At 61.9% G+C, this 23,435-nt stretch carries 21 protein-coding genes, 1 tRNA gene and 1 pseudogene; 10 read left to right on the forward strand and 13 right to left on the reverse strand.

Annotated elements, in window-relative coordinates; translation table 11 throughout:
* Window positions 1-55: 55 nt before the first annotated feature.
* On the reverse strand, window positions 56-967 hold the full coding sequence (locus FJ954_RS26550) for an agmatinase (protein ID WP_140664433.1): 912 nt from the start codon (window positions 965-967) through the stop codon (window positions 56-58).
* A 297-nt stretch (window positions 968-1,264) separates the two neighbouring features.
* Here FJ954_RS26550 and FJ954_RS26555 point away from each other — a divergent pair, with 297 nt between their 5' ends.
* The 4 genes and pseudogenes from FJ954_RS26555 (at window position 1,265) to FJ954_RS26570 (ending at window position 2,998) form a co-directional block, all read left to right on the forward strand.
* Window positions 1,265-1,588, forward strand: a complete 324-nt coding sequence (locus tag FJ954_RS26555; protein WP_015317908.1) for a hypothetical protein — start codon at window positions 1,265-1,267, stop codon at window positions 1,586-1,588.
* 76 nt (window positions 1,589-1,664) lie between these two features.
* A pseudogene (locus FJ954_RS32160) lies at window positions 1,665-1,864 on the forward strand (hypothetical protein); the annotation flags it as partial.
* Complete coding sequence (locus FJ954_RS26565; protein ID WP_140664436.1) at window positions 1,861-2,187, forward strand: hypothetical protein; 327 nt, start codon at window positions 1,861-1,863, stop codon at window positions 2,185-2,187. The pseudogene FJ954_RS32160 and the gene FJ954_RS26565, both read left to right, overlap by 4 nt.
* A gap of 151 nt (window positions 2,188-2,338) precedes the next feature.
* Window positions 2,339-2,998: a DUF1629 domain-containing protein gene (locus FJ954_RS26570; RefSeq protein WP_140664439.1), complete on the forward strand. Its 660-nt coding sequence runs from the start codon at window positions 2,339-2,341 to the stop codon at window positions 2,996-2,998.
* A 218-nt stretch (window positions 2,999-3,216) separates the two neighbouring features.
* On the opposite strand, the gene FJ954_RS26575 is transcribed toward FJ954_RS26570, so the two are convergent.
* The 7 genes from FJ954_RS26575 to FJ954_RS26605 form a co-directional block, all read right to left on the reverse strand.
* Window positions 3,217-4,038: an MBL fold metallo-hydrolase gene (locus FJ954_RS26575; RefSeq protein ID WP_140664441.1), complete on the reverse strand. Its 822-nt coding sequence runs from the start codon at window positions 4,036-4,038 to the stop codon at window positions 3,217-3,219.
* Complete coding sequence (locus FJ954_RS26580; RefSeq protein WP_140664444.1) at window positions 4,035-4,829, reverse strand: TatD family hydrolase; 795 nt, start codon at window positions 4,827-4,829, stop codon at window positions 4,035-4,037. Before FJ954_RS26580 ends, FJ954_RS26575 begins: the two co-directional genes overlap by 4 nt.
* A complete protein-coding gene (gene metG, locus FJ954_RS26585) occupies window positions 4,829-6,382 on the reverse strand; it encodes a methionine--tRNA ligase (RefSeq protein WP_140664447.1) in 1,554 nt (517 codons plus the stop codon). Before metG ends, FJ954_RS26580 begins: the two co-directional genes overlap by 1 nt.
* 142 nt (window positions 6,383-6,524) lie before the next feature.
* On the reverse strand, window positions 6,525-7,580 hold the full coding sequence (locus tag FJ954_RS26590; protein ID WP_140664450.1) for a DNA polymerase III subunit delta': 1,056 nt from the start codon (window positions 7,578-7,580) through the stop codon (window positions 6,525-6,527).
* The gene (tmk, locus tag FJ954_RS26595; RefSeq protein ID WP_015317900.1) at window positions 7,577-8,251 is read right to left on the reverse strand and encodes a dTMP kinase; all 675 of its coding nucleotides are present in this window, start codon (window positions 8,249-8,251) and stop codon (window positions 7,577-7,579) included. Before tmk ends, FJ954_RS26590 begins: the two co-directional genes overlap by 4 nt.
* Before the next feature lie 80 nt (window positions 8,252-8,331).
* On the reverse strand, window positions 8,332-9,495 hold the full coding sequence (locus FJ954_RS26600) for a D-alanyl-D-alanine carboxypeptidase family protein (RefSeq protein WP_140664453.1): 1,164 nt from the start codon (window positions 9,493-9,495) through the stop codon (window positions 8,332-8,334).
* Window positions 9,496-9,587: 92 nt separating this feature from the next.
* On the reverse strand, window positions 9,588-10,808 hold the full coding sequence (locus tag FJ954_RS26605) for a septal ring lytic transglycosylase RlpA family protein (RefSeq protein ID WP_140664456.1): 1,221 nt from the start codon (window positions 10,806-10,808) through the stop codon (window positions 9,588-9,590).
* A gap of 264 nt (window positions 10,809-11,072) precedes the next feature.
* Between FJ954_RS26605 and FJ954_RS26610 the strand changes: the two genes are divergently transcribed.
* A tRNA-Ser gene (locus FJ954_RS26610) sits at window positions 11,073-11,162 on the forward strand.
* 2,375 nt (window positions 11,163-13,537) lie between these two features.
* Here FJ954_RS26610 and FJ954_RS26620 read toward each other — a convergent pair.
* Complete coding sequence (locus FJ954_RS26620; RefSeq protein ID WP_023784107.1) at window positions 13,538-13,771, reverse strand: hypothetical protein; 234 nt, start codon at window positions 13,769-13,771, stop codon at window positions 13,538-13,540.
* Between the two features lie 377 nt (window positions 13,772-14,148).
* Here FJ954_RS26620 and FJ954_RS26625 point away from each other — a divergent pair, with 377 nt between their 5' ends.
* The 5 genes from FJ954_RS26625 (at window position 14,149) to rimO (ending at window position 18,546) form a co-directional block, all read left to right on the forward strand.
* On the forward strand, window positions 14,149-14,988 hold the full coding sequence (locus FJ954_RS26625) for a sterol desaturase family protein (RefSeq protein WP_015317896.1): 840 nt from the start codon (window positions 14,149-14,151) through the stop codon (window positions 14,986-14,988).
* Window positions 14,989-15,042: 54 nt separating this feature from the next.
* Complete coding sequence (locus FJ954_RS26630; RefSeq protein ID WP_015317895.1) at window positions 15,043-15,741, forward strand: DUF2161 family putative PD-(D/E)XK-type phosphodiesterase; 699 nt, start codon at window positions 15,043-15,045, stop codon at window positions 15,739-15,741.
* A gap of 56 nt (window positions 15,742-15,797) precedes the next feature.
* Window positions 15,798-16,205 (forward strand): DUF930 domain-containing protein, encoded by a 408-nt coding sequence (locus tag FJ954_RS26635; protein WP_041163455.1) that lies wholly within the window; start codon window positions 15,798-15,800, stop codon window positions 16,203-16,205.
* A gap of 182 nt (window positions 16,206-16,387) precedes the next feature.
* Window positions 16,388-17,074 (forward strand): TerC family protein, encoded by a 687-nt coding sequence (locus FJ954_RS26640; protein ID WP_023773709.1) that lies wholly within the window; start codon window positions 16,388-16,390, stop codon window positions 17,072-17,074.
* Between the two features lie 158 nt (window positions 17,075-17,232).
* Window positions 17,233-18,546: a 30S ribosomal protein S12 methylthiotransferase RimO gene (gene rimO / locus FJ954_RS26645; protein WP_140664459.1), complete on the forward strand. Its 1,314-nt coding sequence runs from the start codon at window positions 17,233-17,235 to the stop codon at window positions 18,544-18,546.
* 76 nt (window positions 18,547-18,622) lie between these two features.
* On the opposite strand, the gene FJ954_RS26650 is transcribed toward rimO, so the two are convergent.
* The 4 genes from FJ954_RS26650 to FJ954_RS26665 are packed head-to-tail and all read right to left on the reverse strand — an operon-like array spanning window position 18,623 to window position 23,366.
* A complete protein-coding gene (locus FJ954_RS26650; RefSeq protein WP_015317891.1) occupies window positions 18,623-19,690 on the reverse strand; it encodes a BMP family ABC transporter substrate-binding protein in 1,068 nt (355 codons plus the stop codon).
* Between the two features lie 51 nt (window positions 19,691-19,741).
* Window positions 19,742-20,662 (reverse strand): ABC transporter permease, encoded by a 921-nt coding sequence (locus FJ954_RS26655; RefSeq protein ID WP_015317890.1) that lies wholly within the window; start codon window positions 20,660-20,662, stop codon window positions 19,742-19,744.
* The gene (locus FJ954_RS26660; protein WP_140664462.1) at window positions 20,662-21,792 is read right to left on the reverse strand and encodes an ABC transporter permease; all 1,131 of its coding nucleotides are present in this window, start codon (window positions 21,790-21,792) and stop codon (window positions 20,662-20,664) included. The genes FJ954_RS26655 and FJ954_RS26660 overlap by 1 nt, the downstream gene beginning before the upstream one ends.
* The gene (locus FJ954_RS26665; protein WP_181177925.1) at window positions 21,789-23,366 is read right to left on the reverse strand and encodes an ABC transporter ATP-binding protein; all 1,578 of its coding nucleotides are present in this window, start codon (window positions 23,364-23,366) and stop codon (window positions 21,789-21,791) included. The genes FJ954_RS26660 and FJ954_RS26665 overlap by 4 nt, the downstream gene beginning before the upstream one ends.
* Window positions 23,367-23,435 lie beyond the last annotated feature (69 nt).

Below are 23,435 nucleotides of genomic sequence, written 5' to 3' on the forward strand. Positions count from 1 at the left end.
GCCATGAAGCGGGCGCAAAGCCGGACCGGGGCTGTATTCGACCTCAGGTCGGGTCTCAGACCTGCCTGACCAAGGCGCCGATAACATTGACAAGAAGGCGCGCGGCGGTGAGCGCCGACAGGCCGTCAATGTCGGCTGGCGGATAGAGCTCCACAAGATCGAATCCGGCGATCCTCGCTCGCTTGCCCAGGCCCGCGATGAGATCGATGACCTGCGTATAGGTGAGGCCGCCGGGCGTACGCGCGGCCACGCCCGGCATGATGCCGGGGTCGAGACTGTCGCAGTCGAGGGTAACGACGACTCGCGCGCCTTCCGGAATATGGCCGAGCGCCGCTTCGACACCCAGGGCGTGGACCTCGCGAGCGGTGACGAAACGGCTGCCATAGCGCCGCGCCGCTTCGATTTCCATGAGACGTGCGCTGCCGACGCTGCGCAGTCCGACCTGCACCATGCCGGCGACATGCGCCATCTCGCTCGCGCGGCGCATCGGGCTGGAGTAGCCATGGCGTTCGCCATGCACCTCGTCTCGCCAGTCGATATGGGCGTCGATCTGCAGGATCCAGACAGGCCCGTGATCCGCGAAGCCGGCGAGGAAGGGACCGACCACGGAATCGTCGCCGCCGAGCAGGATGGGCACGGCCGGCAAGGACAGGACTTCGCGCGTCTTCGCCTCGATCCGGGCGCGGTTGCCGGCATTGTCATGCATGATGGTCAGGATGTCGCCGACGTCGACGCAGCAGACGGGCTTGCCGTCGAACAGCGGGCCGCCGAGATCGAAATCCCAATGCTCGACGAGCGCGGCATCACCCTGGCTCGCAACGCGGATGGCATCGGCGGCCAAGGCATGACCGCTGCTGTCCTTGCCGGGATAGGTGCTGCCGTGCCCAGCGCCGAAGATCACCGCGCGGGGGGCCGTGTCATCGACGAGGCGATCGGGCAAGCCGAGAAAGGAAGATCGTGTGGTCATTCTTGATAAGCCTTTGAGTCCAGCCGAGGCGTGATGGATTGAAGCTAGCGTAGTTGCTGGGATGGTCGAATTCCATTGCCGCAATCGCCGTCCAGAAGTTCCGTCGGTTCCAAGCTGGAGGCGGCCCTGAGACGGGGACATTGAGCTTGCTAAAGTGGGCAAACGTTGCAGATTACTGGAACTGCGATAAAGCGAATGGACCGACCGAGGAAAATCCGCATGATCTCTCTTTGTTGTCGAGTGCCGCGGTTCTTATGGCTGAACGCATCCGCATAGATGTGGTTGATGGGGAAGGGAATGACATTGCCAAAGTTCTCATGGCAGGCAGGTCTCCTTTTCGGCCTATGCGCTACTCCCGTTGCCTTCCTGCTGGCACTCTTTTCGGCCGGAGCTGGGCATGGCGACTATGTGCTAGCCCGCATTCTCTATCCAATCCCCATGTTGGCAACTCTTTTGACCGACAACACGATTACCGGCCTTTCCCTAGGGTTGGCTGTGGCACAGTTTCCTGCCTATGGGGCATTTGTTGCTCAAGCCGGCCGCGCCGGTTGGTTGGCGCTTGGCCTCGTCCACGTCATTGCAATAGCAACTGCTTTCAGCGGGGTGCTCGACTATTTTTAGGAACGCCTACGACGCCTCGCTGCCGCTACGCGCAACGGGACCAGCCAGCAGATAGCGCTGCGCTGGCAGCTATGCCTATTTGCGCGAAAGACAGCCGCCGACTCTCATCGCCTGGGGACCGGAAGATGGCTACATGCCGGCGCAGTGAAAGGCGCCGGCCACTGGCTTCTGGAAACCCATTTCGATAGCGCGCTTCCGCTGGTGCGGGACTTCCTGACGCGCGTCCATGGCTCAGCACAAGGATTTGAAGAGGTGCAAAAGGAGAAAGATCGATGACGACAACGCCGACCATCGCACGCATCTGGCGCGGCCGTACCCGGGCTGACGTAGGCGACACTTACGAAGTCTATTTGAGAGCCGAAGGTATTCCGCCGCTTGAGAAGACCGCCCTGGGCGTCCAGCTGTTTCGCGAGGATCGCGAAGGGGAAAGCTGGTTCACCACCATCTCGTACTGGCCCGACCACGAATCGATGACGGCTTTCACCAAGGGTGAGCCAACCAAGGTCCACCATCTCGACCGCGACCCGGAGTTCCTGATCGAATTACCGGAGCGAATCCAGATCCACCGCATCCTGCTCGACCACCGGAGGCTGCCCTGATGCGACCGGTCGCGATGTAGGAACACATGGAAAGCGTCGCGCGCCGCCGCCGCGTCATCTGGCATGATATGCTCGGTACGGGCGTCCGCCAAACCGGACGCGATGTCTCGAGCGACGTGCCGGTGTCGGCGGCGCCGGGTCAGGAGGTCGGGTGAAAATCTATAGTCCGCGTGTAGTGGAGGGACAGGAATGGGTTCTTCCCCAACAAGCCGAGGACTACCAGCTATTCGCGAGCCTCGGCGACCTGGGCCAGAAGCGATGGCGTCCGCCGCGGATGAAATTCCTGCGCGAGCAAGAAGACGGAACACCCCGGCTATATTCCGATTTTCCTTGGCTCGGCGAGCACGTGCTCATTCTGAGGAGCACGGCGTTGAAGTTGCTAAGGCCGATTCTAGAACCGTATGGTGACTTCCTGTCGCTTCGTGCTGACGAACCCATATCGCTGTTCAACGTCACCAATGTGGTCGATGCGATGGACGAAGAACGTTCAAGAACCGTCCGGTTTGACGATGGCGGTATCATGATGATCGAAAATCTCGTCCTTCGGCCGGAGGCCATCGGCGGGGCCGAGATATTCAAGTTGCCGGAGCGGCCCGATGGCGTGCGACTATCCGATATCTATCTGCAAGAGACCATCGTGCGTCAGATCGGCGAGCTCGGATTCAAAGGCATCGCCTTTGAATTGGTCTGGAATGACGAAGCGGTCGGTCGCGACAGGATCGAATACCGCGGCATGGAGCGGCGTGCGCTAGTTTCATTCGCGAGTTTGAGACGCTTTTGGTCCGGTCTGCTTCGGAAGCCCGGGCTGTGAAGCAGGGCTGTGAGATGGATTCGAGATGCTTTTCACGTTGTGATAAAAGTCGCATAAGATAGATTATGGAACCTACGCACGTAGCGCGGCCGGGGAATTGCTGCGGTTCCGACCGCTGTCGGCAATCATCGTGAATGGGCGCCACCGGCACTTCACGACCTCGAACCCATGGTCGAGCGTTCAAACGACGACTTGAAACGCCAACTGAGCAGCAGCCTCTAGCGGTTTGACTCGTATGGGATTTCGATCACCATGCCATCATAGGCTGGTTCGACATTGTCGGGCGTCTCGGCCATCACGGCGGTGTAATCGAGCGGCACGTGCATGTGCGTCAGCACGGCGCTCCCAGGCGAAACCGCCTCGATCCAGTCCAGCGCCTGGCCAAGCGAAAGATGGCTTGGATGCGTGTTGTATTGCAAAGCGTCGATGACCAGCATGTCGAGACCTCGCAGCCGTTCTGCGGTGGTCTTGGGAAAGTCGCTGACATCGGGACAGTAGGCGAGCCCACCGATGCGGAAACCCAGCGAAATGATGTCGCCATGGATCTGGGGCAGCGGCTCGAAGGTGAGGGCACCCCCCTCTCCTTCGATCACGACCGGCCTGGTATGATCGATGATGTGGGCGTCGACGATCGGCGGATACGAACTGCCTGCCGGCGTCTGGAAGCAATAGCCGAACGCCTCGCGCAGCCGCAGCATGGTCGGCTCGTCGGCATGGATGCCGATGCGGTGCCGTTGTTCCAGCACATAGCCGCGCAGGTCATCGATGCCGTGGATGTGGTCGGCATGCGGATGCGTGTAGATCACCCCGTCGATGCGCCTGACTGAAGCCATCAGCATCTGCTCGCGGAAATCGGGGCCGGTGTCGATGACGACCGTGGTGCGGCCGCCATTGGCGGCAATGCGCTCGACAAGCGCCGCCGTGCGCATGCGCCGGTTCCTGGGATTGGTGGGATCGCAATTGCCCCAGTCGCCGGTGATGCGCGGCGTGCCTGGCGACGACCCGCAGCCGAGAATTGTCAGGCGCAGCCGGTCGCTCATGTCTCGAGCGCCTGCTGGCGAGGCATTTTTCCAAACAGCCGAAAGAAATTATCGGTCGTCACCGCCGCGATCTCAGCCTCGCTGACGCCGATTGTCTCGGCCAGCACCTTGGCGGTTTGCGCGACGTAAGCCGGCTCGTTGCGCTTGCCGCGGAACGGCACCGGCGCCAGATATGGCGCGTCGGTCTCGACCAGCAGCCGGTCACGCGGCAGATCGGCGGCGATGGCGCGCAATTCGACGGAGTTCTTGAAGGTCAGGATACCCGAGAACGACACATAGCCGCCTAACGACACGCCGACCTCGGCGAGCCGCCGTCCCGACGAAAAGCAATGCAGGATGAACGGGAAGGCGCCCTTCCCTGTCTCGTCCTCGAGAATGGCGGCCATGTCGTCGTCGGCATCGCGTGAATGGATGACGAGAGGCAGCCCGGTCTCGCGGGCGGCGGCGATATGAGCGCGAAAACCCTGCGCCTGCGCATCGCGCGGTGCCTTGTCGTAGAAATAATCGAGACCTGCTTCACCGATCGCCACCACCTTTGGGTGAGTGGACAGGCGGACAAGGTTGGCGGTGGTGACGTCGAGCTCCTCGGCGGCATTGTGCGGGTGAGTGCCGACCGAGCAATAGACTTCGTCGAAAGTCTCCGCGATCTCAAGAACTTGCTGGAACCGCTTCACGCGCGTGGAGATCGTCACCATGCGGCCGATTCCGGCCGCCTTAGCGCGGGCGACAATGACCGCCCGCTCCTCGGCGAAGTCCGGAAAGTCCAGATGACAATGGCTGTCGACGAGCATCAGGCGTTCGCGTCCGTCTGTTCGACATAGCGCGGAAACACGCCCTCCGGCGCAGGCAGCGCCGTCCCGGAAACAAGCGCGTGGTCGGCGTGGACATGCACGAACTCGCGATTGTCCGCCGGCACCGCCAGCAGGTCGAGCAGCTTGCCGGCCGAGCCCGGAATGAAGGGCTGGCATAGAACCGCCACGCGCCGGACCACTTCGGCCGTTGTCCACAGCACCGTTTCCATGCGCTCGGGATTGGTTTTCTTGAGCGCCCAGGGTTCCTGTCCGGCGAAATACCGGTCGGCTTCCGCAACCACGCCGAAGATCGCCGCCAGTGCCAGATGGATGCCCTGTTCGGCCATTGCCTTGCGCGCGGTGGCGAGAGCGTCGATCGCTTGATCCAGGATCACCTTGTCGGCTTCCGCCAGGTCGCCGCGCTTCGGTACCACGCCGCCGCAATTCTTGGCGATCATCGACAGCGAGCGCTGCGCCAGATTGCCGAGACCGTTGGCCAGATCGGCGTTGGTGCGGTTAACGATCGCTTCATGGCTGTAGCTGCCGTCCTGGCCGAACGGCACTTCGCGCAGGAAGAAGTAGCGTACCTGGTCGAGGCCGTAATGCTCGATCATGGTGAACGGGTCGATGACGTTGCCGACCGATTTCGACATCTTCTCGCCGCGGTTGAACAGAAAGCCGTGGCCGAAAACGCGCTTCGGCAGCGGGATGCCGGCCGACATCAGGAAGGCCGGCCAATAAACCGCGTGGAAGCGCACGATGTCCTTGCCGATGATGTGCGCATCGGCTGGCCAGAACTTCCATTTCTCATCTTTTTCATCGGGATAGCCGACGCCGGTGATGTAGTTGGTCAGCGCGTCGACCCACACATACATGACATGCTTTTCGTCGCCGGGCACCGGCACGCCCCAGTCAAATGTGGTGCGCGAGATCGACAGGTCCTTCAGTCCCGACTTGACGAAGCTCATCACCTCGTTGCGGCGCTCGGCCGGACCTATGAAGTCGGGCTGGCCTTCATAAAGCGCGACGAGCTTGTCCTGATAGGCCGACAGGCGGAAGAAATAGCTCTCTTCCTCGACCCATTCGACCGGCGTTCCCTGCGGCCCGTAGCGGACATTGTCGGGACGGACCTCGGTCTCTTCCTCGCCGTAATAGGCTTCGTCGCGCACCGAGTACCAGCCGGCATAGCCGCCCTTATAGACGTCGCCATTGGCGGCCATCGCCTTCCAGATCGCCTGCGAAGCGGCGTAATGGCGCTCCTCGGTGGTGCGGATGAAATCGTCGTTGGAGGCGTTGAGCGCGGTCGCCATGCGCTTGAACTCGGCTGAATTGCGGTCGGCCAGTTCGCGCGCCGAAATGCCTTCGCGCTTGGCTGTCTGCAGCATCTTGATGCCGTGCTCGTCGGTGCCGGTAAGGAAGAAGACCTGCTTGCCGTCGAGCCGCTGGAAGCGGGCAAGCGCGTCGGTGGCGATCAGCTCGTAGGCATGGCCGATATGCGGCTTGCCGTTCGGATAGGAAATCGCGGTCGTGATGTAGAATGTGTCGCGTGACATGAATGAACCGTCATGAATGTCTGAATGGAGGCCGTGGCGGTGGATATCGCATCGGAATGGCGATTGCCATCCCGAGACCAGTGCATGCCGCCCAAAAGTGGCCCCGGTTTAAGGGGCAACGGCATGCACCAAAAAAGGCCCGTCACATTCGCATTGCAGAATTCAGGCGGTCGATCATGGTCAGGGCGTGCTGCTTTTTGTCGAGATTGTAGGTGTCCGTCTCAGATATAGCGTCCAGCGCCTCATGCCAACTGTCCGACAGCATTTTGGCCCGCTTGAGATCGCCAGCCCGCGCCGCCTGGCTTGCCGCATCCGACAGAAGGTCCAGCGCCCGGCGATTGAAGATGTCGAACTGTATCGCCTGGTCCTTGCCCGCGACCGCCTCGGCCAGGCGATAGGCGCCGCCAATATCGCTCTTTCCCGTCGCCACCAGTCCATCCAGCGTCCGCGCGATCTCCAGCCCGCCATACTGCGTCAACAGGATCGCGTTGCGGGCGCTGCCCCCTGCCCGCCCGACCAATGCAGCCCTCGCGGCCGGATCGTCCGGCGGCGGCGGCTCCGCTGTCTCCAGCACCGCCATCAGTTCGTTGGCGTCGAGCGGTGTCAGCCGCACCACCTGGCAGCGCGAGCGGATCGTCGGCAGCAGACTGCCGGGTGCATGGACGATGAGAATGAACAGGGTCCGTGCCGGTGGTTCCTCGAGATTCTTCAGCAAGGCATTGGCCGCATTGGCATTCATGTCGTCGGCCGGATCGACGATCACCACCCGGTAGCTGCCGTCATGCGAAGTCAGCGACAGAAAGCGGCTGACCTTGCGGATTTCGTCGACGGTGACGACGGTCTTGAAACTCTTGGTCTTGTCGTTCAACGGGCGGGTCAGATGCAGTACGCCGGGATGCGCGCCGGTTGCGATCTGGCGAAACAGCGGCGAGGCCGGATCGGGAACTGCTAGGTTGCCAGGCGCCTGGTCGAAGGCCGGATGCTTCAAAAGGTGGTGGGCGAGATGGAAGGCGAGCGTCGCCTTGCCGATCCCGACCGGACCGGCGAAGATAAGCGCATGAGGCAGCTTTCCCGCACGATAGGCGGCGGCAAGCATGGTGACGGCCTGCCCGTGTCCGACCAGACGCGGTGTTTCGGAGGGTTCCGGCACACCGTCCAACGTATCATGCTGTTCCGGCGCGATGCGTTCGAAGATCATACGGGTGCGACCTGCCTGTTGCGCTCGGACGCCCTTGCCTCCAGTGCCGCGAACACGGTCGCCGTGACGACATCCTCCACCGTGTCCGGATCGGCGGACGCATCGACGACGATGCAGCGTTCCGGCTCTGCCGCGGCGATCGCCAGGAACGCTTCGCGGCGGGCCTGGTGGATGGCCAGCGTCTCTTTTTCGAAGCGGTCGGCTGTGGCATCGCTGCCACGCCGCAATGTCGCGCGCTTCAAACCCTCGGCCGGGTCGATATCGAAGATCAGCGTCATGTCGGGCATCATGCCGTTGATGGCGACCTGTTCCAGCATGGCCATGAATGCCGGATCGATCCCACCCGTAACGCCTTGATAGACACGCGAGGAATCCAGGAAGCGGTCACAAAGCACGATGGAGCCGCGTTCGACCGCCGGACGGATGACCTGCTCGACGTGGTCGGAACGCGCGGCTGCGAAGAGCAGCGCTTCCATCTTGGGCCCGAACGGTTCGGCGGCACCCGAAAGCAGCACATGCCTGACCGCTTCGGCGCCCGGCGAGCCGCCCGGCTCGCGTGTCCGTACGACATCATACTTCTTGGCGCGCATCTTGGTGGCCAGCCGCTCGATCTGTGTCGACTTGCCTGCGCCTTCGCCGCCTTCGAAGGTGATGAAAAAACCGCGCGCCAACCGAGGGCCTTTGTTCGTGTTCGAGTGGATTGTTGGGCTGTAGATAGTCCGCGTTCGGGAAAACGTCCATGCTGTCGGCGCTATCGAAGCCAGCCGATCGCCAGTTCCTTGACGGCATCGAGAGCGCGTTGCGGCAACGTGCCGACGCTGATCGACTCGGCGGCGAACAACGGTGTCTCCTGGCTCAGCGTGTCGCCGATCCAGACGCGCAGTGCGCCCACCCGCTGCCCCTCTTCCACCGGTGCCGCGACCGGGCCGGTGTAGATGATCCTGGCCGTCAGCTTGTCGCGGTTGGTGATCGGCAGGAAGATGTCGATCGGACCTTTTGCCTTGAGCGTCACGCCGGATTTCATGCCGCCAAAAACCTGGGCCTCTCCGACCACCTCGTCCTTGGCGAAGATTTCGGTCTTCTCGAACGAGCGAACGCCCCAATCGAGCAGTTTGCGTGCCTCTTCTGCGCGCTCCTTGTCATTTGCCAGCCCGCTCATCGCCGCGATCACCCTCGTGCCGTTGTGGCTGGCCGAAGCCACGATGCCGAAACCGGATGTCTCGCTTGCGCCGACAGCCAGGCCGTCGGCGCCGATGTCCATCGCCAGCAACGGGTTGCGGTTCCTCTGCGAGATCTTGTTCCAGGTGAAATCCTTCAACCCGTAATACCGGTAGAAATCGGGGTATTCGCGCCATAGATGCAGGGCGAGCTGCGCCAATTCGCGCACGTTTGTCTGCTGGCCGTCGGCCGGCAGGCCAGTGGAGTTCACGAAAGTCGACGTCTTGAGGCCGATCTGGCGCGCACGTTCGGTCATCTCTCCGGCAAAATTGTCCTCGGATCCGGCCATGCCTTCGGCGATGACGATACAGCCGTCATTGGCGGCCTGCACGGTCACCCCCTGGATCAGGTCCTCGAGCCGGATCGCCGATTTGAGCTTGGCGAACATCGTCGAGGTTCCCGACGGCGCGCCACCTTTGCGCCAGGCGTTTTCGCTGACCACGAACGTATCGTCGAGTTTGAGGCGCCCGGATTTGAGGGCGTTGAAAACCACTTCCATCGTCATCAGCTTGGCCATCGAAGCCGGCGGAATGGGTTTATCGGCATCTTTCGAAAACAGCACCGTGCCGGTATCGGCATCGATCATGAAGGCTTGCGCGGCCTTGGTCTCGAAAAGCTGCGCTTGGGCCGGCGAAAGCGTAAGCAGGAGGCTGAGGAGAAAAAAAACGGCGAAAGGCTGTAGCAAGCGAAACTGCATGAAAATCGACCCGTTGGCCGGCCCCTCCGGCGTCCCGAAACTATCGGGCTTTTTCGGTGAGGGATCAACTGCCGGGCGCAACCGGCGCTGGATCAGTCGCGCACGACCAGCGCGTCGGGCGCGCCATGAGACCACGCCGCCTTCAGCAACTCGTCCAGACCGCCATGGCCGTCCGGATAGAGGTTGACCGCATACCAGTCATTGCCGTCGAGATCGGAGCGCTGGATTTCTATTCTGCCGAAGGGCTTTAGTGCCGAGGCCACACGTGTGGCTTCGGTGGCGTCGTCGAACGTGCCGGCGGCGACATAGTCGGCACTGGATGGCGCCCCTTGGCGGCCGGTGTTTTTCCACGACCGCAGGATGTCTGCGGGCGACATGCCGCTGTCGTCCAGGGCGGCAAAGACATCCGCGCGATGGACGCGTTCATCCGCATAGGACAGCGACGCCATGGCGAACGGCGATTGCGGCGGCAGGCTGATCTGCGGCCGTTCCGGCACGATCGGTCCAAAATCGGGCAGCGCCGGATCGCCGAAGGCCGGTTGCGCGGCCATCCGTCCCTGCATCGGTGCCGCGGCATCGGTCAGCTGACCTGGAAACGGCACGGCGGCCGCGCCGACCGGAAGGCTCGGCGAAGGCCCGTTCATGGCCACCATGACGCCGGTCGGCAGGCCGTCCGATGGGTCCGGTATGCGGTTGCCTGGATGGTAAGAGGCCATCAGGTACTGGTCGTCATTGCCGTCGAGCGGCGCGCGGCCGACATATTCGACCTTCACCTTCGCGGTACCGACCTTGTCGTAGTCCAGCATCTGCGCGGCTCGCTCCGAGACGTCGATGATGCGGCCCTCATGGTAGGGGCCGCGGTCATTGACGCGCACGATGACCGAACTGCCGGTTTCGAGGTTGGTGACGCGGGCATAGCTGGGCAGCGGCATGGTCGGATGCGCCGCCGTCAGATGCGCCATGTCGTAGACTTCGCCATTGGCGGTCAGCCGGCCATGGAAGGCGTCGCCATACCATGATGCCAGACCCACCTTGGCGTACTTCTTGTCTTCCTTGGGATAATACCACTTGCCGCGCACCTGATAGGGCTTGCCAAGCTGGTCGCGACCGCCGCCGCGCCGCATGAAGGCAGCGCGCGGACTGGCCTTCACCCCATATTCGGTCTCGGCGAAATATTCCTTGGAGCGGGTCTTCTTGTAGACCATCCCTTTCGGCTCGGGCTGCGACGCGCAAGCGGCGAGCAATGCAGCCGACGCTGCAAGCAACGCAACCGTGGCAACGCGACGAAGACGCGGGTGCGTCACAGCCTGCATTCTTGATTGCCCCCTAAATCTTATGAAGACGTCGCATCCGACCATCAGAGGAGCCAAAGCACTCACTCGACAATGCCAACGACGCCTCGAACCCCGCTCCTTTGTGCGCAGGAATTGTTTATCACGGTATTAACCGATTGTGGCCGGAACCGGGCAAGATTGTGACGCTGTCTGTCCTTGCCCTAGGCTCAGGGAGCGACCTGCTCATGCAAGCCGGTTGACAGGCCTTTGCCGGGCACACTAGAGCAGTGGCCGGCAGTAGCTGGAGGGATGGCCGAGCGGTTTAAGGCACCGGTCTTGAAAACCGGCGTGGGCGCAAGTTCACCGTGGGTTCGAATCCCACTCCCTCCGCCACAACCTCTATGAATCAGATAGGGACCCCACCGCTATCCCCTGCCCGCTTGGCTGCGGTGGTGCCGCAACATCTTCACCAAATCATCCGCGGGTGCCATGGTCGAGTTCGAGACGGGCATCTGGGGCCGCCGATTTGAGAGCCGATAAGGGGTGACTGCAAGCGCCGTAAAGCGTCTCGTAGTTACCATTCACGATGATTTTGGGCATGGTGGGCACAGGGAACCGGTAGCTATCCACCGCGTTCTCTCGGCATGCTCAAGAAAATCGCCTTTGCCGCCGTGCTTGTTCAAGTTGCAGCCTTGTCAGCCCTCCTGACGCAAACATTCCTCCTTGCATCCACGCCTACCCAAGCGGCCAGTGTGCAAGGCGAGCCCGTGGTGGCCGTTACGGCATCGGAATGCGCCAAGGCGACATGGCCTAACATTCCCGTTCAGTGTCTTGAGAGGGTGGAGGCGAGAGCGCAATAAAACGGGAGAAACCCAAGCCGGCGGGCCGCTCCCGACGAACGGAATTGTTCCTTTGCGTCCAAGGCGATCATTGCCACCGTCGAAAGTTATAGATTACTGCTGGCACGCCCGGCCGGCGAAACTGTCACGATTAACGAATCATTGACCGCGCTGTCCTATTCTGAGACAGCGCGGTCAAATCCCAACCGGACTGCGCAGGCGGCTCCGGCAACCCAGCCCCCGCCGCACTGTCGGAGCCGCCACCATACAATGGAATAAGTACCAGCAATGGTTGAATCAACCGTTACTGCAGTTGTTGCAACTAGAACGAACGACATCCATCGTTCCGCACCATTCCACCTAGCGCTCCCGGTTCAAAAAACCGCAGGACGTCATAGGAGCCAAAAAAGCCCGCCGGGCGGAGCCAGTCCGCTCAGCGTGACAAACAGGAGACTGATAGCGAATCCGTTTCGATTTATGCTCTGAGCATGGAATGCGCCGCCTTCGATGACATCGCCAGCGCCCTGGCAGCCCGCAAACGGCAAACCGCAATGGGAAGCGCTATAGCAGCGAGTCCTGCTCTAGCTCCCTCTCGCAAGGCGTGGGCCGTGCCACAGCCGGCTGACACTCTACAGAAGAGTCGAGCAGTCTACCTGATCGCGCATCGAGGCTAGATCGTCGCGAACGAGCCATTCCGAGTAAGCCCTCAGTCGCCTGAGGCCAGCGGTCTTGGCGTCTCGCTCCGTTCGCTCGGCTTCCAGCGTTGCTGACGCTGGAAGCCACGCGATGCATTTAGGCTTCGGATGGTACCGAAGTGATCCGACAATTTGATCCTTCACCGGCCATTCCCCTCATACGCCCTGTGAAGCTTTCACATGTGGCGGGGTAAATCGTCCGTCATTGTGATGATGTCACGGCCAACTGCTATGCGTTAGCAATCGCTTGTTCCCTCTGGACTATCGCCGTGCCGACCGCGTTGTTTCCCGGCTGGTTCCAATGGCGGCACCTCCCAGCTGCGCGGGTGCAAAAAAGCCTTCGGCCGGGGCAGGAGGCAGTTCAAAGGGGCGAACCGATAACAGGGAAGCGGACCAGTTCCGAGCCTTCATGACCGGCACATATTTTTCAACCCACCAGCAAAAGGCCCGCCAGGTGGGAACCGGCGGGCAAGTTCTGGAGTGCTGGGATCAACCAGCATAGGTCAACGATGGGCGGCGAAGTTGGTTGCGGGGGCGACCCAACCGTAGACGGCTATTTCGACTCCGCGCCCGGCTCAGGCTGAATGTCGATCGTGTCGCCATCTCCATGCACGGCATCACGGTCCCAATCATTGGCCTTGTCAGGTGTTTTGGCAATCGCTTTTCGGGTGTCCCTTCCTCGGTCCTTGCGGGGTTCTGGACCTGGCAGTTCGCGTGATGACTTTGGCTCCACATGCGCCTCCTGTTCTCTACCAAAACAAAGTCGGGGGGCTCGGGTTCCAACAAAGCAAAGCCCGCCGCCTCCGGGAGGAGCGCAGCGGGCCATTCGGCTAGGAGTTGAGGGGACATCTCCACGCTGCCAAAACAACAGATCGGCAGCGGATTGGTTCCCTGAGACGGGACCGTGAGATAGCGTGTTAGCCCAACAGCCGCCGCAACCGCTCCGCCCGGCAAACGATCGGCGTTTGCTATTTGGCTTTTAGCCGGAGACATGTCAGCCAGATTTTTTGGCTCGGTCGCTTTTCGCTGCGCGTTCGTCTGGTGGCCCCGACGCTTGGTGCAACCCGACCGTCTCCCGCCGTTTGAATGATGCCGTTTCTGGAAGCTGGCGTATTAACGGTCAAGCTGGCGGGTAATCATCCCAACCCAACACCGCTGGTCAGGCCCGGCGGCGTCCCACCCCTCCTCGCCGGGCCGCCCGCATGTTGCACAAAGGCGAAGGTCGCCACCTTGCTCAGTCGGACTGCTGTGTGCGCTCCGCGATGGCAAACGCCTGCAGGTTCCTGGCCTTGCCGATGTCCCGGTCGGCGTTCGCGATGATCGAAAAGAAGGCTGCTCTGGCGATATCCTTCTTGGAGGCCTTGGGGTGCGCTTTCCGGGCAGCCTTGACGAGCTGCTTGGGAGACATGTCGGGCGTGACGATCCTCATGAGGGTATCGCCGATCGCACTCATTTCGCTTGCATCCATGATGGGCGTCCCTGCTGACCGCAATGCCACAATAGCAAGGACAACTCGCGACCGACAATATGGTTCTGAAAATGAGAAACCCCGCCGGCAGGGACCGGAGGGGTTAGTCCTGGAAGGACGCGCGTTGCGCTGCGTTCGACAAGCGCGCATTGTCCAGATATCGCGCGGTTGCGACACCGATGTGACACAAGGACAGATGGCTGCGTACGCCCTTCGCAAGGACGATCGGTACGCGTCTCGCGGTCTTGCGACATCGGTGGCGATCACATGCCGGCCATAAGCATTATCGGAGATCCCTTCAGCCTTTGGAAAGGGAGATGTGGTTCTGCTGAGGAGTTGAAGCGCTGGCGGCGTGCCGGCGACAGGCTGGGCGATAGATGGACATCTTTGGCATCAAGGCGCTTTTGATCTGTGCGCTGATCTTCATTCCGTTCGAACATCTGTTTGCCGAGCAGCCGCAGAAGGTCCTCCGCAAAGGCTTGGATGTCGATCTGATTTATGTGCTGTTCAACACCTTCGTCATAAAGGCAGCCATGGCCATGATGGCGCTCGGCACCCTCGAAGCCGCCGCGATCCTTGTCCCGCAATCGGTAACGCGGGCCGTCAGCGGCCAGCCCATCTGGCTGCAGGTTGCGGAAATGATCCTGATCACCGATATCGGCGTCTATTGGGCGCATCGGGCCTTCCATAAAATCCCCGCTCTCTGGAAATTCCATGCGATACACCATGGCATTGAGGAGCTGGACTGGCTCGGCGCTTTCCATTCCCACCCGGTCGACGCGATCGTCACAAAGGCAATATCGTTGACGCCGATCTACCTCCTTGGCTTCTCCGACGCCTCACTCGCCGTCTTTTCGCTTATCTACTTCGGCCACACGATGCTTGTTCATTCAAACCTGCGGATTGCGTTCGGCCCCTTCAAGTGGTTGATCGCCAGCCCGCAGTTCCATCGCTGGCACCATGCCAACCAGCGCACAGCCTACGACAAGAACTTCGCCGGCCAATTGCCGTTCCTCGACGTGATATTCGGCACCTACAATGCCACCGGCAACAAGCTGCCCGAGAAATACGGCGTCGATGATCCCATCCCCTCCAGCTATTTCGGCCAGCTCGGCTATCCGTTCTTGCCTCACAGGAAGCCGTCGAAACGGGCAGCGCCGAGCGTCGAAGCAGGCTGGTTGCCGGACACGCCGGGCATCGAGCATGTCGACAGATGAGTTCGGGGCCACGGTGCCGAGGCCTTTCATGGCGAATCGGCTAAGCCTCGAGGCATGAACGAGACCTCACTCTACGCGCCGGTGAAGCGCTTCCTCGAAAACCTCGACTTCGTCGTGAAAGGGGAAATCGGCGGTTGCGACATCGTCGCGCTGCGCGAGGGAGAGCCGCCGATCGTCGTTATCTGCGAGCTGAAGCTGCAGTTCAATCTCGAACTGGTTCTGCAGGGCGTCGACCGTGCGGCTGCTTGCGATGAAGTTTGGCTGGCAGCGCGCATGTCGGCGCGGGGCAAGGGGCGCGAAAGCGATGCCAGGTTCCGCAATCTCTGCCGTCGGCTTGGCTTCGGCCTGCTCGCGGTGACCGCCAATGACAGGGTCGAAGTGCTTCTCAGTCCGGTCGCCCAGGCACCGCGCAAAAATGCGCGACGGCGTTCTCGCCTTGTCGATGAGCATCAGCGCCGCCGCGGCGATCCTGTCGCTGGCGGCGGATCGCGCACTCCGATCATGACCGCCTACCGGCAGAGCGCCCTCGCCTGCGCCGCCGCGCTTGCGGACGGCCCCAAACGGCCGCGCGATCTGAAAGCCTTGACGTCGATCGCGCCGAAGATTCTTCAGCACAATGTCTATGGCTGGTTCGCAAGGGTCGAGCGTGGTCTCTATGATCTCACGGATGCCGGCCGAGCTTCGCTGGTTCGTTGGCCGCAGGTCGCTCACGATGAAGCCCGACACGAGATTTTGATTGCGCCGGACCTCTGAATGCCGGGGTTTGCCGAGCATGAACCGCCGCTATTGGTTGATTTTTCAGACAAAACATGTTGCTTGTCCCGCCCATGAAGACACTCTGCATGATGGCCATTGCGTCCCTGACGCTGGCCTTTCCGGCCAGTGCGATGGACAACGCTTTGCGCGCCGGGCTGATGAAACTTGATCCGCAAACCCGCCTCGAACAGCGTTGCGATGCCGAAATCCTGGACCGGATCACCCACGATGATCGCAAGTTCAAGGCCGACCGCGTCGTCGCTTACGCCTTCGCGACGCCGGAGATGAGCGCCGACGCAATCCGGAGTCCGGGTGCGGCGTTCCGCAGCAAGGGGCAATGGTACCGGCTGAAATTCAAATGCCAGACGGGACCGGACCACATGGAAGTTCTCCAGCTCCGCTATCGGATCGGCGACGAGATTCCGGAAGCCGACTGGGCGAAATACAATCTCTACGATTAGGTTCTCGCGGGCTTGCGCCGCCTCCGGCTTGTGCCGGCGGCTGTCGAGAACCTCCCGCAATTCCACCGCCACGAAAATGGTTTTCCAGCGTTGCCCGTTGCCGCACTTGACGCCAGCGGACCATGCCTTTAGGCCCGTTCGGACGATCGACGACGAACACTCGACGAAGGGCTTCCAGGTCGATGGAAATATTTACCGCCGCGGGCTTTTCGGCTCTCCTTCAGGTCATCGCCATCGACCTTGCGCTCGCGGGCGACAATGCCATCGTTATCGGCCTTGCCGCTGCCGGCCTGCCGGCCAGCCAGCGCCAGCGAGCCATTCTTGTCGGCATCGCGGCGGCCACCGTTCTTCGCATTTTCTTCGCCCTGATCACGCAATGGCTGCTGACCATTGGTCCCATGCTGCTTATCGGCGGCGGCCTGCTTTTGCTGTGGGTTTGCTGGAAGATGTGGCGCGAATTGCGTGTCAGCCACGACGACGAGCGCGACGCCACCGAAGCGCTGTCGAACGGCGACTTCGACAAGGACGGCGTCATTGGCGGCAAGGGGCCGAGCAAAACCTTCTCGCAGGCCGCTTGGCAGATCGTCATTGCCGACGTCTCGATGTCGCTCGACAATGTTCTGGCCGTCGCGGGAGCGGCTATGAACCATCCGACGGTGCTGATTGTCGGACTGGCGCTGTCGATCGCGTTGATGGGCTTTGCGGCGTCGTTCGTCGCGCGCTTGCTGCACAAATACCGCTGGATTGCCTATATCGGCCTGGTCATCATCCTCTATGTCGCGGTCAAGATGCTGCTGGACGGAGCCGTGCAGCAATTCCCCGATCATTTCGCCTTCCTGTCACCCTGGTTCGGGTCAAGCGGGCACTGACGCAAATGTCGGGCCGCAGGGCTCCGTTTGCCTGATTGAGCAAGCCGTGCTATTGCGCCGCCCAAATTGAGCTCCTGCCAGGAGCCATGCAAGCCATCATATGTTGAGACTGCGGGCCGGATCGGTGTTTCCGGTTCGCGTCCATTGGAAAATTGCCCATGTCCGCCCCACGCGTCAGCTTCGTCAGTCTCGGATGTCCCAAAGCCCTTGTCGATTCCGAGCGCATCATCACGCGTCTGCGGGCCGAGGGCTACGAGATCGCCCGCAAGCATGACGGCGCCGATCTCGTTGTCGTCAACACCTGTGGCTTTCTCGACTCCGCCCGCGACGAGTCGCTCAACGCCATCGGCTCGGCACTGAAGGAAAACGGCAGGGTCATCGTCACCGGCTGTCTGGGCGCCGAGCCGGACGTGATCCGCGAGAAGCACCCCAACGTGCTGGCGATCACCGGCCCGCAGGCCTATGAGAGCGTGATGGCCGCGGTCCATGAGGCCGCCCCTCCCGCACACGATCCCTACATCGACCTGCTGCCGCCGCAAGGCGTCAAGCTGACGCCGCGCCATTATGCCTATTTGAAGATTTCGGAAGGCTGCAACAACCGTTGCACCTTCTGCATCATTCCGGCACTGCGCGGCGATCTCGTCTCGCGGCCGGCCGCCGATGTGCTGCGCGAAGCCGAGAAACTGGCCAAGGCCGGCGTCAAGGAACTGCTCGTCATCTCGCAGGATACCAGCGCCTACGGCATCGACATCAAGTACCAGACGTCCATGTTCGGCGACCGCGAAGTGCGGGCGAAATTCCTCGATCTCTCGGAGGAATTGGGCAAGCTCGGCATCTGGGTGCGCATGCATTATGTCTACCCCTATCCGCACGTCGCCGACGTCATCCCGCTGATGGCCGAAGGAAAAATCCTTCCCTACCTGGACATCCCCTTCCAGCATGCCTCGCCACAGGTGCTGAAGAACATGCGCCGGCCCGCCCATGGCGAAAAGACGCTGGAGCGCATTCGCGGCTGGCGCGACGTGTGCCCGGATCTCGCCATCCGCTCGACCTTCATCGTCGGCTTCCCCGGCGAAACGGATGACGACTTCGAGATGCTGCTCGATTGGCTGGATGAAGCGAAAATCGATCGCGCCGGCTGCTTCAAATACGAGCCGGTCAGAGGCGCCCGCTCCAACGAGCTCGGGCTTGAGCAAGTGCCGCAGGAGATCAAGGAAGCGCGCTGGCATCGTTTCATGCAGCGCCAGCAGAAGATCTCGGCAGCGCAGCTGGCCAGGAAGGTCGGCAAGCGTCTGCCGGTGCTGATCGACGAGGCGCACGGCACTTCGGCAAAGGGTCGCACCAAATATGATGCGCCCGAGATCGATGGTTCGGTCCACATCCAGTCGCGCCGCCCGATGCGCGCCGGCGACATCGTCACCGTCAAAATCGAGCGCGCGGACGCTTACGATCTCTACGGCTCGGCTGTCTGAGCCTTCCGTCAAGTTCACCATCCAAATGAAAAAGGGCGCCTCGCGGCGCCCTTCCCATAGAGACGTGGCGTGCTGCCTATTGCGGCAACTTGTCGTCGACGCCCTTGACGTAGAAATTCATGCCGAGCAGCGTGCCGTCGTCGGCGACCTCGCCGTCCTTCAGCCATGCCGAGCCGTCCTGCTTGGCGATCGGCCCGGTGAAGGGGTTCCAGCCTCCGGCGATCTTCTTTTCGGTCGCTTCGGCCATCGCCTTCACGTCGTCGGGCATGTTGGTGTAGGGCGCGAGCTTGACCGCGCCGTCCTTGATGCCGAGCCAGACATTGTCCGGCTTCCAGGTGCCGTCGATGGCCGCCTGCACGCGGCTGATATAATACGGACCCCATTCGTCCGTCAGCGAGGTCAGCTGCGCGTTGGGCGCGAACTTGATCATGTCGGACGACTGGCCGAAGCCGTGCAGCTTGCGCTCCTCGGCCACCTGCAGGGCCGCGGTCGAGTCGGTGTGCTGGACGATGATGTCGGCGCCCTGGTCGAACAGCGCCTTGGCGGCGTCGGCTTCCTTGCCCGGATCGAACCACGAATTGACCCAGACGATCTTGGCCTTGAAGTTCGGATTGATCGACTGCGCGCCGAGCATGAAGGAGTTGATCCCCATCACCACTTCCGGGATCGGGAAGGAGACGATGTAGCCGGCGACGCCGGACTTCGATTCCTTGGCGGCGATCTGGCCGAGCACATAGCGGCCTTCATAGAAGCGGGCATTGTAGATGCCGAGATTGTCCCCGGTCTTGTAGCCGGTGGCGTGCTCGAACATCACTTTGGGAAACTTCTTGGCCACCTTCACTTCGGCGTCCATGAAGCCGAACGAGGTACCGAAGATGATCTTGCAGCCTTCGCGCGCCAGGCGCTCGAAAGCACGGTCAGCATCGGGGCCTTCGGAGACGTTTTCCAGGTAAGCAGTCTCGACCTTGTCGCCGAGCGCCTTCTCGACCTCGAGGCGGCCCTGGTCGTGCTGGTAGGAATAGCCGAAATCGCCGATCGGGCCGGTGTAGACCCAGCAGGCCTTCAACTTGTCGGCGGCCTCCGCAGACACGGCCAGCGACAAAGCCGCTGTCGTCGTCATCAGGGCAATAAGCAGTTTTTTCATTGTGTTACCTCTCTGAGTTAAGCCTTGGAGCTTCCCGTCTTGTTCTTGTTGTCAACGATCCGGAACGAATGGCTGCCCCAGGGATGCCGGCGTGTTCATCATCGTCAGACGCTTGTTGCGCGAGATTAGAACGAGAACCACGACGGTTGCCAGATAGGGCAGAGAAGAAAGCATCTGCGAGGGCACTGGAATGCCAAAAGCCTGTGCATGAAGCTGGCCGATCCACACCGCGCCGAAGATGTAGGCGCCGGCCAGTACCCGCCATGGCCGCCAGGACGCGAACACCACCAGTGCGAGCGCGATCCAGCCTCGGCCTGCGGACATGTTCTCGACCCACTGTGGCGTATAGACGAGCGACAGATGCCCACCGGCGAGACCGGCGCAGGCACCGCCGAAGATGACCGAGAGATAGCGGTAACGAATGACCTTGATGCCGAGCGCATGCGCCGAGGCATGGCTGTCACCAATCGAGCGCAGCGTGAGGCCGGTACGCGTCTTGAACAGGAACCACATCACCGCGGCCGTCAGCGCGATCGAAATGTAGAAGATCGGATCCTGGCCAAAAAGAAGCCTGCCCACGACCGGTATGGAACTGAGGCCGGGAATATCGAGATTGGGCAGCCTGACACCGGGCTGGCCGACGAAGCTTGTTCCCATCATGCCGGAAAGGCCGAGACCAAGCAGCGTCAGTGACAGGCCTGTTGCCACCTGGTTGGTGGCCAGCGACAGCGTCATCACGGCAAAAAGCAAGGAGAACAGCGCGCCCACGACGATCGCCGCCAGAAGGCCGATCCAGGGCGATCCCGTCAGATAGCCGGCCCCGAAGCCGCCGACGGCGCCCATGACCATCATGCCTTCGACACCGAGGTTGAGCACGCCGGAACGTTCGACCACCAGTTCGCCAATCGCCGCGATCAAAAGCGGCGTCGCCGCCGTGGCTATGGTCAGGAGGATGTTGACGGTGATGTCCATCAGCGGGCTTCCTTCAACTTTGGTGCGGCCTCGAGCTTCGCGGGCGTTTCCTGTTTCGTCAGCGCCAGACCGATCAAGCGGATGCGGTAATGAATGAGCGTGTCGCAGCCGAGCACGAAGAACAGCAGCATGCCCTGGAACACCCTCGCCACCTTGTCGGAAATGCCGAGTGCGCTTTGCACGGCCTCGCCGCCGAGATAGGTCAGGGCCAGCACCAGGCCCGCGGCGACGATGCCGAGCGGATTGAGGCGGCCGAGGAACGCAACGATGATGGCCGTGAAGCCATACCCGGGCGAAATCACGGGCTGAAGTTGCCCGATGGCGCCGGAAACTTCGGAGATGCCGGCAAGGCCGGCCAGCGCTCCCGATAGCAGGAAGGCAAAGAACACCATCCGGTTGAGGCCGAAGCCGGCGAAGCGCCCTGCCCTTGGGCTGGAGCCCAGCACGCGGACCTCGAAGCCCTTGAGCATGCGGGCCATCAGGATCCAGATCAGCACCGCGGCCACCAGGGCAAACACAAACCCCCAATTGGCGCGCCCGGCATCGGGCATCAGTTCCGGCAGCACGGCCGCGTCGCCGAACTGGATCGTCTGCGGAAAGCCGTGGCCCTGCGGATCGCGCCAGGGACCCCGCACCAGCCAGTCGAGGAAGAGCTGCGCGACATAGACCAGCATGAGGCTGGTCAGGATCTCGTTGGTATTGAACCGGGTCTTCAGCAAGGCCGGGATCGCCGCGTAGGCCGCACCGCCGACCATGCCGAGCAGAAGCATCAGCGGCAGCACCAGCGGGCCATCGAATTGCGGGAACAGCACGGGAATGATCGAGCCGAAGATTGCGCCGAAGATGAACTGGCCTTCGGCGCCGATGTTCCAGATGTTGGCCTTGTAGCAGACCGACAGGCCGACAGCGATCAGGATCAGCGGCGCTGCCTTGATCGCCAACTCGTGCAACTGCCAGACCTGGCTGATCGGCTCGATGAAATAGATATGGAAGGCATTCAGCGGGTTGACGCCGAGCAGCGCGAACAGAACCGCGCCGGCAATGATGGTCAGCGCGAAGGCGATGAACGGCGACAGCATCGAAAACAGCGCCGAGCGCTGCGGGCGTTTGACGAGTTCGAGGCGCATCATGCCGTCTCCAGCGTATGTTCGGCGTGGCCGGGCTCGGCGCCACCCATCAGCAAGCCGACCTTCTCGAAAGTCGCTTCGGCGATCGGCATCGGCCTGGACAATTCTCCATTGTGCATGACGGCGATCGCGTCCGATATTTCGAACAGCTCGTCGAGATCCTGGCTGATCACCAGCACCGCTGATCCGCTGCGAGAGAGCTCGATCAAGGCCTGACGGATGTGCGCTGCGGCTCCGGCGTCGACACCCCAGGTCGGCTGGTTCACCACCATCACGCTTGGCCGGCGATCGAGCTCGCGGCCGACGATGAATTTTTGCAGATTGCCGCCCGAAAGTGCTGCCGCTTCAGGATCCGGGGCGCTCTTGCGCACATCCATCGCCTCGATGATGCGCTGCGAGGCGGCATAGACGGCGCCGCTCTTGACCATCCCGCCGCTGCCGACAAAAGCCTTGCCGTCCGTGGCATGGCGCGACAGCAGGAGGTTTTCCGAGAGCTTCATGCGCGGCGCGGCGCCATGGCCGAGACGCTCCTCCGGCACGAACGCGGCCCCCAACAGGCGCCGCCCGGTAATGGTGAGGCTGCCGGCGTTCTTGCCGCGGATGCGCACCGAAGCGGCATCCTGCTGCAAAACCTCGCCGGAGACGGATTCGAAGAACTCGCCCTGGCCGTTGCCGGCGACACCGGCAATGCCGATCACCTCGCCAGCGCGGACATTGAGGCTGATGTTCTTGAGCGGAATGGAAAACGGCGTTGCCGGCTTGCGGTTGAGGTTGAGGATTTCGAGCAGCGGCTGCGCGGTTTCGATCCCCTCGACCGGCGCGCGCACCACGGCCTGCACTTCGTTGCCGACCATCATGCGGGCGAGCGATGAGGCTGTCTCCTCGCGCGGGTTGCAGTGACCGACCACCTTGCCGTGCCGCAGCACCGTGGCGCGGTCGCAGATGCGTTTGACCTCTTCGAGCCGGTGCGAAATGTAGAGGATCGATTTGCCTTCCGCGCGCAAGCGTTCCAGCGTCTCGAACAACTTGTCCGCTTCCTGCGGCGTCAGCACCGATGTCGGCTCGTCCAGGATGATGAGCTGCGGCGTCTGCAGCAGGCAGCGGATGATCTCGATGCGCTGGCGCTCGCCGACGGACAGATCGCCGACCAGCGATTCCGGATCGAGCGGCAGGCCGTAGCTGTAGGAAAGCGCCCTCGCCTTGGCCGCGATGCTGCCGATCGGCGAGCCGTCATCCAGCGACAGCGCGATGTTCTCGGCGGCCGTCAGGGCTTCGAACAGCGAGAAATGCTGGAAAACCATGCCGATGCCGAGCTTTTTGGCAACGCCTGGACTGGTGATCCGCACTGCCTGGCCGTTCCAGAAAATCTCGCCGAAATTGGGTTCCAGCGAGCCGAACAGCATCTTGACCAGTGTCGATTTGCCGGCGCCGTTCTCACCGAGCAAAGCGTGGATTTCACCTTTGGCGATGTTGAGATCGATATGATCGCACGCTGTCAGCGTGCCGAATATCTTGGTCAGGCCCCGAACCTCGAGCAGGTTCGCCCCATCATGATTTGCACTCACAGTGCCTCCCATCCGGATTACCGGACATGTTCTGTGTTCCCGCAAGCATCGTATGCGCGGCCGGCTCTCGTGCGAAAGCAG

Source organism: Mesorhizobium sp. B2-3-15, assembly GCF_006442875.1.
Taxonomy (GTDB): domain Bacteria; phylum Pseudomonadota; class Alphaproteobacteria; order Rhizobiales; family Rhizobiaceae; genus Mesorhizobium; species Mesorhizobium australicum.

What these genes read in the sequence shown, in the direction of transcription:
- FJ954_RS26665 (WP_181177925.1), bottom strand. Translation starts at nt 23,366, where the DNA reads ATGGGAGGCACTGTGAGTGCAAATCATGATGGGGCGAACCTGCTCGAG.
- FJ954_RS26650 (WP_015317891.1), bottom strand. Translation starts at nt 19,690, where the DNA reads ATGAAAAAACTGCTTATTGCCCTGATGACGACGACAGCGGCTTTGTCG.
- metG (WP_140664447.1), bottom strand. Translation starts at nt 6,382, where the DNA reads ATGTCACGCGACACATTCTACATCACGACCGCGATTTCCTATCCGAAC.
- FJ954_RS26600 (WP_140664453.1), bottom strand. Translation starts at nt 9,495, where the DNA reads ATGCAGTTTCGCTTGCTACAGCCTTTCGCCGTTTTTTTTCTCCTCAGC.
- FJ954_RS26605 (WP_140664456.1), bottom strand. Translation starts at nt 10,808, where the DNA reads ATGCAGGCTGTGACGCACCCGCGTCTTCGTCGCGTTGCCACGGTTGCG.
- FJ954_RS26555 (WP_015317908.1), top strand. Translation starts at nt 1,265, where the DNA reads ATGACATTGCCAAAGTTCTCATGGCAGGCAGGTCTCCTTTTCGGCCTA.
- FJ954_RS26550 (WP_140664433.1), bottom strand. Translation starts at nt 967, where the DNA reads ATGACCACACGATCTTCCTTTCTCGGCTTGCCCGATCGCCTCGTCGAT.
- FJ954_RS26625 (WP_015317896.1), top strand. Translation starts at nt 14,149, where the DNA reads ATGGACATCTTTGGCATCAAGGCGCTTTTGATCTGTGCGCTGATCTTC.
- FJ954_RS26630 (WP_015317895.1), top strand. Translation starts at nt 15,043, where the DNA reads ATGAACGAGACCTCACTCTACGCGCCGGTGAAGCGCTTCCTCGAAAAC.
- FJ954_RS26635 (WP_041163455.1), top strand. Translation starts at nt 15,798, where the DNA reads ATGTTGCTTGTCCCGCCCATGAAGACACTCTGCATGATGGCCATTGCG.
- FJ954_RS26620 (WP_023784107.1), bottom strand. Translation starts at nt 13,771, where the DNA reads ATGGATGCAAGCGAAATGAGTGCGATCGGCGATACCCTCATGAGGATC.
- FJ954_RS26565 (WP_140664436.1), top strand. Translation starts at nt 1,861, where the DNA reads ATGACGACAACGCCGACCATCGCACGCATCTGGCGCGGCCGTACCCGG.
- FJ954_RS26580 (WP_140664444.1), bottom strand. Translation starts at nt 4,829, where the DNA reads ATGCTCGTCGACAGCCATTGTCATCTGGACTTTCCGGACTTCGCCGAG.
- FJ954_RS26640 (WP_023773709.1), top strand. Translation starts at nt 16,388, where the DNA reads ATGGAAATATTTACCGCCGCGGGCTTTTCGGCTCTCCTTCAGGTCATC.
- FJ954_RS26655 (WP_015317890.1), bottom strand. Translation starts at nt 20,662, where the DNA reads ATGGACATCACCGTCAACATCCTCCTGACCATAGCCACGGCGGCGACG.
- FJ954_RS26590 (WP_140664450.1), bottom strand. Translation starts at nt 7,580, where the DNA reads ATGATCTTCGAACGCATCGCGCCGGAACAGCATGATACGTTGGACGGT.
- FJ954_RS26575 (WP_140664441.1), bottom strand. Translation starts at nt 4,038, where the DNA reads ATGAGCGACCGGCTGCGCCTGACAATTCTCGGCTGCGGGTCGTCGCCA.
- FJ954_RS26660 (WP_140664462.1), bottom strand. Translation starts at nt 21,792, where the DNA reads ATGATGCGCCTCGAACTCGTCAAACGCCCGCAGCGCTCGGCGCTGTTT.
- rimO (WP_140664459.1), top strand. Translation starts at nt 17,233, where the DNA reads ATGTCCGCCCCACGCGTCAGCTTCGTCAGTCTCGGATGTCCCAAAGCC.